The organism is Gemmatimonadaceae bacterium (assembly GCA_020852815.1).
GTDB lineage: Bacteria > Gemmatimonadota > Gemmatimonadetes > Gemmatimonadales > Gemmatimonadaceae > SCN-70-22.
The window spans coordinates 114,518-129,664 of record JADZAN010000002.1; the positions used below are offsets into that span (position 1 = coordinate 114,518).

A 15,147-nucleotide genomic window follows, 5' to 3' on the forward strand; every position below is an offset into this window, starting at 1 on the left:
ATGCGACTCTCCAACTCCATCGTGCGCCGGTCGCAGCGGTCGGCGCTCCGTGCGCGGGCGGCGTCGCAACGGGCGCTGTTCGAGCGTTCCGCTGTTGCCGCGCTGCTCGTGGTGAGCGGTGCCTGCACCGAGGTGACCGCGCTCAAGCAGGACAACCCCGGCCAGCTGTCGGCGGCGACGATCTACATCCCGTCCAACGCGCAGTTGCTGACCAACGGCGCCATCGCCGATTTCGAGTGCGCCTTCTCTCGCTTCATCGTCGGTTCGGGGCTGTTCACCGACGAGCTGTCCAACGCGATCGGTTCCGTGTCGAACTACAACTACGATCGCCGCACGGTGCAGACGATCGAGACGTACGGCACGGGAACGTGTGGGTCCAACCAGCAGCCGCCGATCTATACCACACTGTCGGTGGCGCGCGCGTCGGCCGATACCGTCGCCGCCAAGCTCCGCGGATGGACAGACGCTCAGATGCCGACGGGCGTGGTGCGCACCAAGCTGATAGGCCAGGCCGACGCGTACGCTGGCTACAGCATCCTGCTCATGGGCGAGTCGATGTGCACGGCGGCGATCAACCTTGGGCCCGAACTGTCGCCGGCGCAGCTCTTTGACCAGGCCAAGTCCCGCTTCGATTCCGCGGTGGTCGCGGCTACCGCGGCCAGCGACCAGGCAACGCTGAACTTCGCGTTGCTGGGGCGTGCCCGCACGTTGCTGAACCAGAAGTCGGCGGCCTCGATCGCCGCGGCGGCGGTTGATGCCGCACGCATTCCCGCCGGCTTCACCTATTCGATCTCGACCGACGGCGTGAACGTGCGACGGCAGAACTTCTCGTACCTGTCGATCAACCAGAACTTCTGGAGCACGGTCGACGCCACATTCCGTGGTCTCACCATCGGCGACGCACCCGATCCGCGCGTGGCGGTAACCAACACCGGGCGTGCCGGGACGGCGCAGGGGACCACGATCTGGACGCCCGACAAGTACCCGGCGCTCGCGACGAACATGCCGATCGCGCGCTGGGCGGAGGCGCAGTTCATCATCGCCGAGGCGAGAGCGGCGACCGGCGACCTGACGGGGGCGGCCACGGCGATCAATGCGGTGCGTGCCACACGTTCCGGGCTGCCGACGTACTCGGCGTCGGGGCAGACGGCGGCGCAGGTGGTGAGCCAGATCGTGGAGGAGCGCCGGCGCGAGCTGTTCCTCGAGGGGCACCGCATGGGCGACATTCGCCGGTTAGGGCTCCCGTGGCTCCCGGCGGCGGGGACGCCGTACCCGGGTGGCGGCGGCACGTACGGCGACCAGACCTGCTTCCCGTTGCCCGACGCCGAGCGCATCAACAACCCGAACCTCGGGAGCTGATCGGTGATTCAACAATCCGCGACGTCGATGCACCGCCCCGTGAATTGCGGCTGGCGGTGCACCGCATGGCGCGCCGGCGTGCAGGCTGCCGTGCAGGGCGCGGCGTTGCTGCTGGCGTCCGCGGCGCTCACCCCGGCCCTCGCGCAGCAACGCGAGCCGTTCCCGGGGCTCGACGCCTACATCACGGCAGCGATCAAGCAGTGGAAGGTCCCCGGGCTCGGAATGGCGATCGTCCGCAACGACTCGGTGATCTACGCGCGCGGTTACGGCGTGCGCGAGGTGGGACGTCCGGAGGCGGTGGACGACAAGACCGTCTTCGCCATCGGCTCGTCGTCCAAGGCGTTCACCTCGGCGGCGGTCGCCATGCTGGTGGACGAGAAGAAGGTCGTGCTCGATGCGTCGCCGGGAACGTACTTTCCCGGCTTCCAGCTGTACGATCCGTATGCGTCACGCGAGCTCACGGTGCGCGACCTGCTGAGCCATCGCAGCGGGCTCGCGCGCGGTGAGCTGGCGTGGTACGGCTCGGGCTTCGACCGTGACGAGATCGTGCGGCGTGTACGCTACCTCAAGCCCTCGTGGTCGTTCCGGGCGCAGTTCGGCTACCAGAACATCATGTACATCACCGCCGGACAGGTGGTGGCAAAGGTGTCGGGGCGTTCGTGGGACGACTTCATTCGCGAGCGCATCTTCACGCCGTTGCACATGACCGCGTCCTCCTCCTCGATCAAGGGGCTGGAGTCGGTGACCGACCTCGCGCAGCCGCACGCCGAGTTGAACGACACGGTGCGCAAGGTCCCGTGGCGCAACATCGACAACGCGGGACCGGCCGGCTCGATCAACTCGAACGCGGCCGACATGGCGCAGTGGCTGCGGCTGCAACTGGGGCGCGGGAAGTACGAGGGGAAGCAGCTCATTTCCTCGCGCATGACCGACGAGATGCACCAGGCGCAGATGGTGATTCGCGTCGACTCGGCGGCGCGCGCGAACAACCCGGACACGCACTTGCAGGCCTACGGGATGGGGTGGTTCCTCGAGGACTACCGGGGGCGGTTCGTGGTGCACCATGGTGGCAACGTGGACGGGTTCACCGCGTTGGTGGCGATGATGCCGGAGGAGAAGTTCGGCGTGGTCTTCCTCACCAACATGAACGGAACCGGGCTGCCCAACGCGCTGATGCACAAGGTCTTCGACCTGCAGCTCAAGGCACCGGCGAAGGACTGGAGCGGCGAGGCTCTGAAGCGGCTCGAGGCGCAGCGTGCCCGCGCCCGTCAGATGCAAGCGCGCCAGGAATCGCAGCGCGTGGCCAACACGCGCCCCACGCTCCCGCTGTCGGCCTATGCGGGGACGTACGTCGACTCGCTGTACGGCGACGTGGTGGTGAAGGAGGAGAATGGCAAGCTGCAGCTCACCTTTGGCCCCAACTGGCGCGGGGAGATGGAGCACTACCAGTACGACGCCTTCCGCGTGAAGTTCGACACGCCGGTCCTCCCGGTGGTCCCGGCGGTCTTCCAGATCAACGGGGCGGGGAAGGTGGAGTCGGTGCAGCTCGACATGGCCGGGGTGGCCGAGTTCCGCAAGAAGCCGGACGGGGCGCCGATGAACCGTTAGGCGAGGCGACACCCTGGCGGCATGACGCACGAAGGGCGGGGCTCCCCATGGGGCCCCGCCCTTTGCGTGTGCGCGAGTCCCGGCGCCGCGCCGGACGTTGGCCGGTTACTTCGGGAACTGCACGAGCTGGAAGCCCAGGGGCATCTCGTGCACCCGTTGCTGGGCGGCGCCCACCTTGCACCCGCTGAACGTCGGGGCGCAACGACCCAGGAGCTCGAACCGATCGTGCTGGTACGGCACCCCCTCTGAGCCGAGCGGCGAGGGCGAGTCGCTGATGTGGAAGTGCAGGTGTGGTTCGGTCGAGTTGCCGGAGTTGCCCACGAGCCCGACCACCTGCCCGCGCTTGACCCGGTCGCCAAGCTTCACCTTGAGCGAGCCTGGGCGCAGGTGCGCGTAGAAGGCGTAGTGTCCGCCGCCGATATCTATGATGACGTGGTTCCCGCCCACCGTCTCGAGGGTGATGGGAACGGCGCGCGAGTCGATGCCGGGGACGTTCTCGGGAATGCCGTCCTTGATGGCGACCACCTTGCCATCGGCCACGGCCAGGGCATCGAGCCCCTCGGCGTAGTAGCTCTCATTCTTCGCCGCGTCGCCCGCGTGCGTCCTGTATGCCGTGTCGACCTTGACGTAGTCGATTGCGAAGCGCTGGGCGATGGTCGGGGCGTCGGCAGCTGCAATCAGGGCGCGGCGGTGGCCGGCCATGGCGTCGGGGCCGTTCGCGGCGAGCCAGGGGCCGCCACGCAGCGGCGGGCCGACGATGGCGACCGCCGAGGAGACGCCCGTGCTGGCGCGATCGAGCGTATCGGTGACGACCGTATCGCCGCCGGTGGTGCGCGACAGGATGGCGCGGTGCCAGATACGCGTCGGCGTCGCGCCCGAGAGCGGGACCCACAGGAATGCCACCGCGCGCAGTCCGCCACCCAGCGTGGCGCGCGTCATCAGCGGGGGGGCGGGGGTCACGCCGGGGCGCGCCAGCGTGCGGGCGAGCGCCGTGTCCTGCAGTGTGATGAGGGTGCGAGCGTCGCCTTCCGTCATGACGTCGAGCCGTCGCAGGGTGACGGGGGCGCCGCCGAAGTTCGTCAGGTGCAACTCGTAGACGAGGACGCGAGCGCCGTCGGCGGTGAGGACGGTGGGGGGCTTGGGGATGCGGAACTCGAGCTGCGGGGGGAGTCGCGCGCCCTGGGCCTTTGCCGTGTCGGCGCCGGTGATAAGGAGTGCCGCGAGTGCGTGTGCGAGCGCGAGCGCGCGTGCGGGCGCGCGTGCGGGCGCGCGATGGGCGCCACGCGCACGCGAGGGGGTGGCGCTCCGCTGGGGGAGGCGCAGAAGGCGTTGCATGAGACGGAGGAGGGCGGGAGAAGGGCGAGGTACGGGCACGTGGAGTTTCGCGCGCGATTGCCCGGGCGGCAATGTTGCGGGACCAGCCGATACGCCGCCGCTTGTCCGCGCGCGACTATCTGCGCCCCCGCGCGCGCGTGACAGCGTGTGACAGCGTGTGACAGCGCGCGACTTTCTGCGCCCGCGCGCGCGCGTGACAGCGTGTGAGAGCGTGTGTCTACATGCGCCCGCGCGCGCTACGCCGAAGCGCGGCGGCGACGCTCGCGCAGCGTGACCGAGTTCCCGGCGGTCCCGCTCACCACGCCGCGGCAGTTGGGCGAGCCACAGCGACATTCGAAGGTCGCGCTCGTCTCGCTCAGCATCGTCGCGAAGTCGAGCGTGAGTTCCTCGCCAGGTGCAATATCGCGCCGCGCGACGACGTCCAGCCCCACGAACTCGGTGTTGGGGTCGCACGAGTGGTTCTGCGGCGCCCACTCCGAGGGGTTGGAGTCCCAGAGGATGAAGACTTCGTCGGAAATGGGATACGCGTAGTGCTTGAAGCTCTCCAGCTCGCTCGCGGCCCAGGTGCGCTCCACGTGCGAACGCGTGACGATGCGTTGCGCCCGCTCCTCGCCGCGGAAGACGGTCTCCCCTGCGGCGATGGCGCGCGTGGCGTGGATGCCGTAGCCCGAGATCGGGCTCCCCTCGATGCGGAACGGCCGCACCTTGCGCTTGTGCCTGGCCAGCGCCTCGGCCACCACGAGCTGCGCGAAGCCCGCCTGCCCGATCCCGTCGTGCTTGAGGATGTAGTCGGCCGACCCCTCGTAGCCGTCGGCGTAGAAGATCGAGCAGGAGAAGTTGACCTCGAGGAAGTAGAGGTCGCCGTTCGCATCGAGGCGGAAGTCCATGCGTGCGTAGCCCACCGCATTGAAGCCGTTGAACACGGCGATGGCCGCCTCGTGCAGCTGCTTCACCAGCGCCTCGTCCGTCACCGGAACGTTGGCGTCGGGGTGCAGCTCGCTCGTCTTGTGCGCGTAGGTCTTGAAGCGTGGCTCGCTATCGAAGACCCATTCCACCGGCCGAAAGGCGCGCACCTTCCCATGCGCGGTCGGGTCGCCGATCACCAGCACGGTCAGCTCGCGACCGTCGATGTACTGCTCGACCAGCAGCTCCGGGTACTCGGGGAGCGTATCCACAACCTTGGCGCGCAGCTCGGCGGTGTTGGTCACGCGCGACCGCACGTCGACGCCGAGCGAGTCGCCGGCGTGCGCCGGCTTCACGAAGAGGGGGAAGCGAAGCGTGCGCGCCACCTGTTCCACCTGGTCCACGCTCGTGACCAGCACGTGCGGCGACGTCTTTACCCCGGAGATATGGGCGATGTACTTCATCAGGACCTTGGGCGGGTCGTACAGCTCCGCGTTGGGGCCTGTGTACGGGAGTTGGAGGCGGTCGAGCGAGTGAACGACGTCGATCGAGGGGATGTCCCAGTGGAGATACCCCTCGATGAGGTTGAAGTAGAGGTCGTATCCCTCCCGCGCCAGCTCACGCAGCTGACGGAAGGTGGTGAGCTTGTTGATCTGGACGTGGTCGACGTCGTGCGGGGCCAGGATCTGCGTCAGGTCGCGCTTGGGGTCGTAGTGCCCGTAGTCGACGTCCGACTTCGAGTAGTCGGGTTGGAGGACGCAGATCTTCATGGGACGCGACAACGAGTCTGGGGGAGCGTGATCCTGCGGGGTGCCGCGCGATGCCGCGTGTGCGGCCAGCGCTGGTGCCGCACGGGCGGGCGCGGCGTGGCTTACGAGGCGAGGCGGACCGCCTGCTCGGCGTGGCGCACGGCCTCGAGGAGGATCGCGTTCACCACGGCGGCGTACGACGTCCCGGCAAAGCGGATCACGGCGCCGATCGAGGTGACGTTCTCGTCCTCCGACAGCCCGCACTGTGCGTTCACCTCGAGGACGAAGAGGTCGCCGGTGCGTGCGTCCATGCGCAGGTCCACGCGCCCATAGCCGGTACCGCCCACGGCTTCGTACGCGGCCCAGCTGACCTCGTGAATGCGCTCGGCGAGCGAGGCCGGCGCTGGCGCGTACTGCCACAGCTCCTCACCGTGTCCAACCGGCGATTCGTGCTCGTAGAACTCCCACAGCCGATCGAACGACAGGAAGCGTTCGTGCGGCGGGAGCTTGCGATTGAAGACCCGCTCGACCGCGGGATAGACGGTGGCGTGGTCGTAGTCGCGTGCGCTTCCGACGATGAACGTCGTGAACTCGGCGCCGTCAATGAAGCGCTCGACGAAGAGCCCACCGGCTTCCAGCGACCAGCCGTGCACGCCGCGGCGCAGGGCGGTGAGCTGCTCGTTGAGTGCGCGCGGGGTGGCGACGACGTTCTTGCAGCCGATGCCCAGCGAGCCGGCGGAGATGGCGGGCTTGAGGATGAGCGGGGCGGGGATGCGACGAAAGAGCCCGGGGACGCGCTGGGCGCCGGGAGCGATTACTTCCCATGGCGACGTGGGGACGCAGGCGGCCTCGAAGGCCGACTTCATCGTGATCTTCGACGTCGTGATGTCGTAGAAGTGCTCGTCGGCGCCGGTGTAGGGGAGCGCGCTCTCGTCGAGGTAGCGCACCACGGAGAGGCCGGGGGCGCCGTTGAGTTCATCGCCGTCGCACAGGTTGAAGACGACCGGGCGATAGCCATCGGATTCGGCGCGGATCGAGTCGATGACGTCGCGGAACGTCGCCATCGTGACCGGCTGCCAGCGATACGGGAGCGACAGCTCGGCGAAGGCGCGTTCGAACTCCGCCTGGCTCGCGCTGAAGTCGTAGTAGTACCGGATGGTGGGGTCGTCGCTTTCGACCTGGGGGACCAGGACCCAGACGAGTAGCGGGGACACACCCTGCTTGCTCGTGCGACGCTTGCGGAATACAGCCGGTTGACGCCTCAAAGGCGAACGAGTCTGGGTGCCGTGCGCACGGAGCCGTGGTGCTCTCGATGCGCGTCGTGCGGACGTGAGAAAGTGGCTCCTTCGTGACGCGCGAAAGTATTGCGCACAATTGCCAATTAGTCGAGCACGAATTTCAACGAAAGGTGCTCATCAATCGCGAAGATGCCAACACCCTCCTCATTCCCGGACGTTTGATCGTTCAACGCGTCACGGGCTGCAGCTTCACCAACCCGTTGAGCATGTCGGAGGCGTAGAGCGCATTGCCCGTGAATTGCACCCCCCAGACAAAGACCGGCTTCCCCGTTTCAAACACACCGGTGGCGACGAGCCGACCGGCCTTCTTCATGTCGCAACGTCCATCGGATGCCTTCTGGTCCAGGGTGCAGACGCCTGGATTGCCACTCACGTCGAGGACGTGCACACCGGCGTTGTAGTACGCGGCATAGAGGAGATTGCGGCTCTCATCCACCGAGAAGTTGTGCGTCCCCGCCCCGTCCACCGAGTAGAACGCCACCTCGCGCGGTGCCGCGAGGCTCTCGAGGTCGACGACGTGAATGTCCCCCGAAGATTGGTCGAACAGGCGCGCGGCCCCTTCTTCCCCGATGATGGCAAACCGCTTGGTGCCCGTGGCCGGGTCGTGCAGCCACCAGATGTTGTGCACCTCGCCGTTCACCGTGAGGAGGCGCGTGATCTCGACCGGGTTCTGGAGCGTCCCTCCCTTGCCGCCCCCACCGATGTCCCACATCACCATGCCGTCGTTCCAGAGGGCGGTGAAGAGGATCCCGTCGCGCACGTAGACATCGTGAATGAAGGGGCTCCCCATGTCGCGGAACATCACCTCGCGCGGATTGGACGGGTCGCTGAGGTCGACGATCATCAACCGCGACGGATGCGTCCCCGCGTTGTTGACCGAGAGGAAGGCGTAGAGCGTGCCGTTGACGCGCTGCACCTCGGCGGTGTGCACCCCACGCTGGATGCGGGGGGAGGTGAAGCGCGACAGGGGGCGCGGCGCGGTGGGGTTGGTGAGGTCGTAGATGTCCAGCGAACCAGGGGCAAGCTCGGTGGGGAAGATGAGGAGCTTGCCGTCGTCGCTCACCTGCACGTCGCCGGTGGTGCGAATCGGGACACCGGTCACCAGCGGCGGGACGATGACCGAGTCGACCAGGATCGGTGTCGCCCCCCGCACGTCCCAGATGAAGACCGCATTGCCCGCGGTGCGCTGACAGCCGCTGCACCACCACGTGCTGGTGTAGGCGTAGTTGCCATGCACCCACACTTCCGCCGTGTAGCGGTTGTCAATCACCCCGCGCCCGCTCACGGTCAACACCGCCGGCAGCTTCGGTTGCGGCGTGGGCGACACGTTGCCCGTTGCGTCGTCTGCGCCTCCACAGGCGGCCAGCAGCAAGGCGATGAGGGTGAGGGTGGGGCGGGGCATCGGAGACGGGGGACGGGGGACGGGGGACGGGAGTTCGGTTGGCGTGCGGAGCGGGGGGGGCGTGCGTGTGATTGTGTAGGGGTGCTAGTGCGTGGGTGTTCGTTCGAGCGCCGCGCCGTATCGGCCGAAGCGGGGGCGCATGGATCCGGTGTGCAGTCGTACGCCAGCTGACCACAACCAGAGCTGCTTCGACTCGAAGAAGGCGACGGGATCGAGTGGTGTGGGGTGCGAGAGGGCGCGTGGGCGAAGCCATCCCGCTTCGGCGAATGGGACGAGTTGCAAGGGCCCCCACGCGCGCGGTGGCGCGGCAACGTTCACCGTCACGATGCTCCAGCGCGTGCGCCCGAGGATGTTGAAGTCCAGCAGCGGCCGCACCGTGCGATACGGATCGCTGAGCCGATCTTCTTCCGGGCGCTCGGTACGCTCCAGGCGAAGCGCGAGTGTTGCGCCGCGCACGGCGACCGCGCCCTCGGCAAGCAACGACTGAAAGGTGAAAATGTCTGGGCGGCGCGCGTTCCCCTCGCGCGTGCGTGCCCACTCGGCAAAGGCGTAGCGAACCGCGCGTGTGGATCCGCCCGGCGCGCTCCAGCGCAGCGACGCCGCTTCCTTGCGTTGGTCGAGCCCCTGCCCAGTAGCAAACTCCGGCGATTGCACGCGTGCCGCGCTCGCCGAAAGCTCGAGACCGCGCGGCCCCCACGCCGTCAGCCGCGAGGACCACGAATCCATTGCCCGCCCCCCGTTAGGCCAGTCGCTGACGCCCTCCGGTTCGTCGCCGTTGAATCGGGCAAACTCGATTGCGGCGTGTGGGAGGCGAAGGCTCCCCACCACGAGGACGCGCTCCATTACCTGGGCCAGGTGGTGATTGACCGGGTACTTCACGAACGGGCGCACCATGGGGTCGTCGCTGCCGAAGGGGACCACCCCCTTCCCGCCCCACAGCGATGCAGCGACGGGACCGCGTCGCCCCTGCGCGCCGAGCATGAGTTCGTGCGCGTACGTGTGCGGGTGACGGCGGTCGATGTATCCCTCGCCGTAGCCACCAGGGTTGATCTCGCCGCGGCGCAGGGTGACGCCTTCCAGGTTGAGCGTCGCCAGCGCCTGCACGGCCCCGCCCGCCAGCTGCATGCTCCCGAAGAGCATGGGCTGCGTGAGATACCCCTCGGTGATGCGCTGGCCGTGCGCCCCCGGCGCGGCAACAGTGCCGAGGCCAATGGCCATGGCGCCGGCGCGAAACTCTGGACGGCCTGCCGCGCTGTCGCTGCGCGCCGGATGTTCGTGCTGCGCGGCGAGCGGGGCGCCGACGAGCGAGAGCGCTGCCAGGGCGCGCGCCGTCGCGTGGAGCGGCAGCGCTCGGAGCGCGCTCCTCCGCGCGCCGAGCCTAACGCCCGGCGTTGGCAGGGGCGGCGGGCTGCGCGGACGATTCCTGCGCCGTCCCCTTGGCGGCGCTGTCGCTGGCAGCGGCTGGTGCGTCGCCCACCACCCGCGCGGTGCGGATGAAGTCGAGCTTGGGGAACTCCTTGTCGAGGTACGTGTTCCCCTCGCGCATGAGGCGCATCTGGTCGGGGCCAAAGCCTGCTGGCGGCCCGTCGCCATAGCCGCCGTAGAGCGAGTCGACGACCGCCATCCCCTCGACCACCTCAGCCACCGGGGCGAAGCCCATTTCGTCGAGCGAGCGGTTGTCGACCAGGTTGATGAAGACCTGCGTGGTCCGCGTTCCCGGCCCCGCCATCGCGAACGACATGCGCCCGCGGCTGTTGCCCTGCGCCACCGAATCGTCGGGGATGGCCAGGTTCTCCCACGCTGCATTGACCGCGGGGTCACCGTGCACGCCGAACTGCACCATGAAGCCGGTAACCGTGCGGAAGAAGCGCGTGTTGTCGAAGAAGCCGCTGTTCACGAGCGAATACAGGCGGTCCACCCCCTTGGGGGCCCACGCGCGATGCGCCTCGACGACGAACGCCCCCTTGCTGGTCTCGAAGCGGACCTTGAACGTCGACGGCGCCTCGGCGGTTGTCGACGGCGGGCGGCCAACGTCGGAGCTTTCCCTGGGTGCGTCCTTTCCAACCTGTGCGCCGCAGGCGGCGAGCGTCGCCGCCAAGGCGGTGACAGCGACAACGGAACGGGTGGAGCGAGGGGCCAAACGCAGCATGACGAGTCCCTGAGGGGAGAAGTCGAACGAGTGATGAGTGTCTTGAGCGGCGGCGCCGGTGCCGTGCGACCGCCGCTCCTGGCATAACGCGGCCAGGTGTGCCCAGGTTGCGGTTCGGGAATGGACCATCATTTCGGCGTTCGCCGCGACCGGGCATCGAACCGCCCCACGCGTCCGCCGCTTCCCGAGGCGTAGAAGATACCATCGCGTGAGGCGCGCACCGCGTGATATCCGACCGTGTCGAATGCTCCCCACTGCACCCCGCTATCGAGCGATATGTCGCTCCCCGCGGGGCCGACGGCGATTCCGATGCGCGCCCCGTCGGGCAGCTGCACGAAGGCGACCCCCGAGCGATAGCCGCGTGGCGCCTTGGGATCGATGAGGCGCCATTGCGGCCCTGACACCGTCGTCGCTGCATTGCCGCGCGTGGAGTCGTCCTGCGCGTAGTGGCCACCCACCACCATGATCCCGTGCCCGGGGACTTCCGCCACGGAGAAGATCCCCGCCGCCGACTCGCCCTGGCGAATCGGCGTGTCGTACGCCACCCACTGCCGCAGGCGATTGGTGCTGCGGTGCAGGCGTGCCACCGAGCCACCGCTTCCGATCAGGGCCACGAGCGAATCCGCACTCCCCAGCGTGAGGAGCGAACTTCCGCTGGCGGCGAAGGCTGCTTCACCCCGTTCGGCAATGGGGCGTTCGTCGAACGGCGCCTCGCGCCAACTGTCGCCGCCGTCACGCGTCACGAGGAGGAAGAAGCGCCCGCCGATCGGGTCGCCTAACGCGATTCCGTTCGCGTCGTCCCAGAAGGCGATGGCATCGAGGAAGACCGCGGTATCGCGCGCCTGGTAGCGGAGCGACCAGCTCTTGCCGCCGTCGGTGGTGCGCCAGATGCGCCCAGCGGTGGCGGCCACGTGGGCCACACGCGCGCTCCGCGCATGCACCGAGCGCAGGTCGAAGGCCGCGGCTCCCGCCACCGTATCGACCGCCCACGTGGCGCCGCCATCGGTCGTATGGATCACCGTCCCCCTGGTGCCACTCGCCCACGCGGTGCGCCCATCGACCACGCTCAGCCCGCGCAGCGAGGCATTGGTCCCGCTCGTGAGCGGAACCCATTGCGCCCGCGCCCGTGAAGCCGGCAGCGCCAACGCAGCCAGGGCGAGAGCGGCCCAGGTGGTGGCACTCGTCAGGCGGCGCGATGGTGCCGTGCGCGAGGGGAGTACCTTGCGACCGTCGCGGACGGTGAGGGGCTGGGGCATGGTGCGCGGGGTGGGGAGGGGCGATATCGTGCACATCGCGGTCCTTCAATCTCGCACTTCTCCTGAGCGCCGGGCCATGCCCTCCCTTCTTCGTACCCGATATCTCGTCATTGGCAGCGGCGTAGCCGGGCTGCACACCGCCTGGCGCGCCGCCGCCTCGGGCGACGTGCTCGTCCTCACCAAGCGCACGTTGCACGACAGCGCCACCTCCTACGCGCAAGGCGGGATTGCCGCCGCGCTGGGGGCGGGCGACTCGCCGGAGCTGCACCGGCGCGACACGCTCGCCGCCGGCGCCGCGCTGTGCGATCGCGAGGCGGTGGAGGTGCTGGTGGAGGAGGGGCCGGCGCGGGTGCGCGAGCTGCAGCTGGCGGGTGCGGCCTTCGACCTGGGCACGGACGGCAAGCTCAAGCTGGGGCGCGAGGCGGCCCACTCGCGCCGTCGCATCGTGCACGCGCACGGCGATCGCACCGGCGCCGAGGTCGCCCGCACCCTCATCGCGCGCGTGCAGGGCACCAGGAGTGCGAGCGTCCTCGAGCACGCCCGCGTCCTCGCGCTCATTGTCGAGAATGGGCGGTGCGCCGGCGTGCGCGCCAGCGTGATGGGACAGGCCGTCGAGATCCGCGCCGACGCCACGGTGCTCGCCTCGGGCGGGTGCGGACAGATCTACCGCTACACCACCAACCCCGTCGTGGCGACCGGCGATGGTTTCGCCATTGCCCATCGCGCCGGCGTGCGGCTGGCGGACATGGAGTTCGTGCAATTCCATCCCACGGCGCTCGACACGCCGGAGAATCCGCTCGCGCTCATCTCCGAGGCGGTGCGCGGCGAAGGGGCGACGCTGCTCAACGCGGAAGGCAAGCGCTTCATGGTCGGACGGCACAAGCTCGCCGAGCTTGCCCCGCGCGACGTGGTGGCGCGCGAGATCTTTCGCGAGCGCCAGCGCACGGGCGGCGTCTCGCTCGACGCGCGCAAGATCGGGAAACAATTCGCCGATCGCTTCCCGGGGATCTTCGCCCTGTGCCAGCACCGCGGCATCGACCCGGGCAAGGAGCTGATCCCCGTCACCCCCGCCGCGCACTACATGATGGGGGGAATCGTCACCGACCTGGCGGGCCGTTCTTCGCTCCCCCACCTCTACGCTGCCGGCGAGGTGGCATGCACCGGCGTGCACGGTGCGAATCGCCTGGCGTCCAACTCGCTGCTCGAGGGATTGGTCTTCGCGGAACGCGTGGCGCGCGACATGGGGACTGCGCCGCGCACGTCGCCACCGCGCACGGCGCGCTCGTGGGACGTGCCGCCACTCGTCGATCGCGGTGCGGCGCAGGTCGCGGCCGATACCATTCGCCAACTCATGTGGGACCATGCGGCGATCGATCGCAACGCGCGCGGGCTGCGCAAATGCATCAACGAGTTGGAGGCGCTGCTGGCCCGGTTGCACGTGGGGATGACCGAGGAGCGCAACATGTGCGAGACGGCGCGCCTGGTGGCGGCTGCAGCGCTGGCGCGGCGTGAGTCACGCGGCGGGCACTATCGCTCGGACTTCCCCAAGGCCAAGGGCGAGTGGCGCGGCAAGCATATCGAGTGGTGATGGTGGTGCGGTGCGCGCTGGTCGCGATTTGCCAATCCGTTTCCCGCTCGCTAGGCTCACACCCTCCTCATCACGACCCATGATCACTGTATCCGTCGCCCGTCGCGCCGCCCTGGCGTCGCTCACCGCTGCCGCCGGCATCGTCATCGCCATGGTGGCGGCGCTGCGTCCGGCGCACGCCGAGTTGGTGCGCGTCGCCACGCCACCATTCCCGTTCCACCTCCGCCTCGAGAAGTCCGAGCCGGCCAAGGACGAGACGCTCGCCACGGCGCCAAAGGTCATCCGCCTCTGGTTCTCCCTTCCTCCCGAGATGGCCGTCACCGCGGTCAAGCTCGCCGACGCCAATGGCGCCTCCGTCGCCCTCGCGGCGCCTACGCGCGGCAGCGGCGCGAAGGATCCGGTCCAGAGCGTGATTCAGGGCGCCCTCGCCGATGGCTCCTACAGTGTGTCGTGGAAGACCTCGTCAAAGGACGGACATCCCATTCGCGGCGACTTCAGCTTCACCGTGAAAGGCTCGGCCAGGTAGCGGTGCTCGACCCGTTCGTCGCGGAGGCCGCCCAGGGCGTTGTTCGCGCGCTCCTCTTCGCAGGGTTGATTGGAATGGTCGGCTCGGCGCTCTTCGCATGGCGCATCGCCCCTGTCTTCCCCGGCGACGCTCGGCGCGCGGCTGGCGTCGGAGCGGAACGCCTGATGCGCTGGGCGGGAGTCCTGGCCTCGCTGGCCATCGCTGCGCGACTCGTGCAGCAGTCGGCCGCCTTTGCCGATACGGCATCAGAGTGGAAGACGGCGGTCCCCATCGTGCTGGGGAGCACGACATGGGGAAAGGGGTGGATTCTCCAGGCGCTCGCGCTCCCGGTGGCGCTCCTCGCCGCGCCGCGCGGGATGCGCCACGCCGGCATCGCGCGGCTGGCGTTAGGCATGGCGCTCCTCGCACTGTGCGCCGCGCCCGCCTTCTCCGGCCACGCGGTGGGCGCGCCACGACTCGCGCCGCTCGCCGTCGCGTTCGATACAGCCCATGTCATGGCCGCGGGAGCGTGGCTCGGGACGCTCACCGCCCTCGCCGCCGTCGCGATTCCCATTGCCCGCGGACATCCCGCGATTGCCGGGCATCCCGGCGAGGTCATGATCGCGGCCCTCTCGCGATTCTCCCCCATCGCCCTCGCCAGCGCCGCCATTCTCGCCCTCACCGGCGCATTTGCCGCGTGGCTTCACCTCGAAGCGCTCTCCGCACTCTGGCGCTCCGACTACGGCCTCATGCTCGTACGGAAGCTGGTCCTCCTCGCGGGAACGGGAGCCGCCGGAGCCTACAACTGGAAAGTTGTCACGCCGCGCATCGCCGCCGGCGGCGACCTGCGCGCTCTGGTGCGAACGGTCACGGTCGAGCTTCTCTTCGCCGCCGCGCTCGTTTCCGTGACGGCGCTCCTCGTCGCGACGCCGCTCCCCGCAGAATCCTGAGCGTCGCGCTGGGAGCGACGGCGTCGGATCCGAAGGCAAATGGCA

The 15,147-nt window shown here is 68.9% G+C and carries 12 protein-coding genes; 5 read left to right on the forward strand and 7 right to left on the reverse strand.

The annotated features are described in order from the left end of the window. Both IT359_01570 and IT359_01575 read left to right on the forward strand, forming a co-directional pair. Complete coding sequence (locus IT359_01570) at window positions 1-1,359, forward strand: RagB/SusD family nutrient uptake outer membrane protein (protein ID MCC6927653.1); 1,359 nt, start codon at window positions 1-3, stop codon at window positions 1,357-1,359. 3 nt (window positions 1,360-1,362) lie between these two features. Next, complete coding sequence (locus IT359_01575) at window positions 1,363-2,967, forward strand: serine hydrolase (GenBank protein ID MCC6927654.1); 1,605 nt, start codon at window positions 1,363-1,365, stop codon at window positions 2,965-2,967. Between the two features lie 105 nt (window positions 2,968-3,072). Here IT359_01575 and IT359_01580 read toward each other — a convergent pair whose 3' ends face one another. From IT359_01580 to IT359_01610, 7 genes are all read right to left on the reverse strand, one after another. Further along, window positions 3,073-4,302, reverse strand: coding sequence for a M23 family metallopeptidase (locus IT359_01580; protein ID MCC6927655.1), 1,230 nt, complete (start codon window positions 4,300-4,302; stop codon window positions 3,073-3,075). A 236-nt stretch (window positions 4,303-4,538) separates the two neighbouring features. Next, window positions 4,539-5,975, reverse strand: a complete 1,437-nt coding sequence (locus tag IT359_01585) for an SET domain-containing protein-lysine N-methyltransferase (protein MCC6927656.1) — start codon at window positions 5,973-5,975, stop codon at window positions 4,539-4,541. Window positions 5,976-6,076: 101 nt separating this feature from the next. After that, window positions 6,077-7,168, reverse strand: coding sequence for a hypothetical protein (locus tag IT359_01590; protein MCC6927657.1), 1,092 nt, complete (start codon window positions 7,166-7,168; stop codon window positions 6,077-6,079). 250 nt (window positions 7,169-7,418) lie between these two features. Further along, entirely contained in the window at window positions 7,419-8,654 is a 1,236-nt protein-coding gene (locus IT359_01595; protein MCC6927658.1) for a hypothetical protein, read from the reverse strand. An 84-nt stretch (window positions 8,655-8,738) separates the two neighbouring features. Then, window positions 8,739-9,872 (reverse strand): hypothetical protein, encoded by a 1,134-nt coding sequence (locus IT359_01600; GenBank protein MCC6927659.1) that lies wholly within the window; start codon window positions 9,870-9,872, stop codon window positions 8,739-8,741. 160 nt (window positions 9,873-10,032) lie between these two features. Continuing rightward, a complete protein-coding gene (locus tag IT359_01605) occupies window positions 10,033-10,803 on the reverse strand; it encodes a peptidylprolyl isomerase (protein ID MCC6927660.1) in 771 nt (256 codons plus the stop codon). Window positions 10,804-10,931: 128 nt separating this feature from the next. After that, window positions 10,932-12,059, reverse strand: a complete 1,128-nt coding sequence (locus IT359_01610; GenBank protein MCC6927661.1) for a hypothetical protein — start codon at window positions 12,057-12,059, stop codon at window positions 10,932-10,934. Between the two features lie 76 nt (window positions 12,060-12,135). On the opposite strand from IT359_01610, the gene IT359_01615 reads away from it, so the two are divergent. The 3 genes from IT359_01615 to IT359_01625 all read left to right on the forward strand — a co-directional run bounded on the left by IT359_01615 (window position 12,136) and on the right by IT359_01625 (window position 15,102). Further along, window positions 12,136-13,647: an L-aspartate oxidase gene (locus tag IT359_01615; protein ID MCC6927662.1), complete on the forward strand. Its 1,512-nt coding sequence runs from the start codon at window positions 12,136-12,138 to the stop codon at window positions 13,645-13,647. A gap of 79 nt (window positions 13,648-13,726) precedes the next feature. Further along, window positions 13,727-14,173 carry a copper resistance protein CopC gene (locus tag IT359_01620; GenBank protein MCC6927663.1) on the forward strand — a complete coding sequence of 149 codons (447 nt, stop codon included), beginning with the start codon at window positions 13,727-13,729 and terminating at the stop codon, window positions 14,171-14,173. Between the two features lie 74 nt (window positions 14,174-14,247). After that, window positions 14,248-15,102 carry a CopD family protein gene (locus IT359_01625; protein MCC6927664.1) on the forward strand — a complete coding sequence of 285 codons (855 nt, stop codon included), beginning with the start codon at window positions 14,248-14,250 and terminating at the stop codon, window positions 15,100-15,102. Window positions 15,103-15,147: the final 45 nt, after the last annotated feature.

Coding starts and splice junctions, on each gene's coding strand:
- IT359_01595 (MCC6927658.1), bottom strand. CDS start 8,654: ATGCCCCGCCCCACCCTCACCCTCATCGCCTTGCTGCTGGCCGCCTGT.
- IT359_01610 (MCC6927661.1), bottom strand. CDS start 12,059: ATGCCCCAGCCCCTCACCGTCCGCGACGGTCGCAAGGTACTCCCCTCG.
- IT359_01620 (MCC6927663.1), top strand. CDS start 13,727: ATGATCACTGTATCCGTCGCCCGTCGCGCCGCCCTGGCGTCGCTCACC.
- IT359_01580 (MCC6927655.1), bottom strand. CDS start 4,302: ATGCAACGCCTTCTGCGCCTCCCCCAGCGGAGCGCCACCCCCTCGCGT.
- IT359_01615 (MCC6927662.1), top strand. CDS start 12,136: ATGCCCTCCCTTCTTCGTACCCGATATCTCGTCATTGGCAGCGGCGTA.
- IT359_01605 (MCC6927660.1), bottom strand. CDS start 10,803: ATGCTGCGTTTGGCCCCTCGCTCCACCCGTTCCGTTGTCGCTGTCACC.
- IT359_01585 (MCC6927656.1), bottom strand. CDS start 5,975: ATGAAGATCTGCGTCCTCCAACCCGACTACTCGAAGTCGGACGTCGAC.
- IT359_01600 (MCC6927659.1), bottom strand. CDS start 9,872: ATGGCCATTGGCCTCGGCACTGTTGCCGCGCCGGGGGCGCACGGCCAG.
- IT359_01570 (MCC6927653.1), top strand. CDS start 1: ATGCGACTCTCCAACTCCATCGTGCGCCGGTCGCAGCGGTCGGCGCTC.
- IT359_01625 (MCC6927664.1), top strand. CDS start 14,248: ATGGTCGGCTCGGCGCTCTTCGCATGGCGCATCGCCCCTGTCTTCCCC.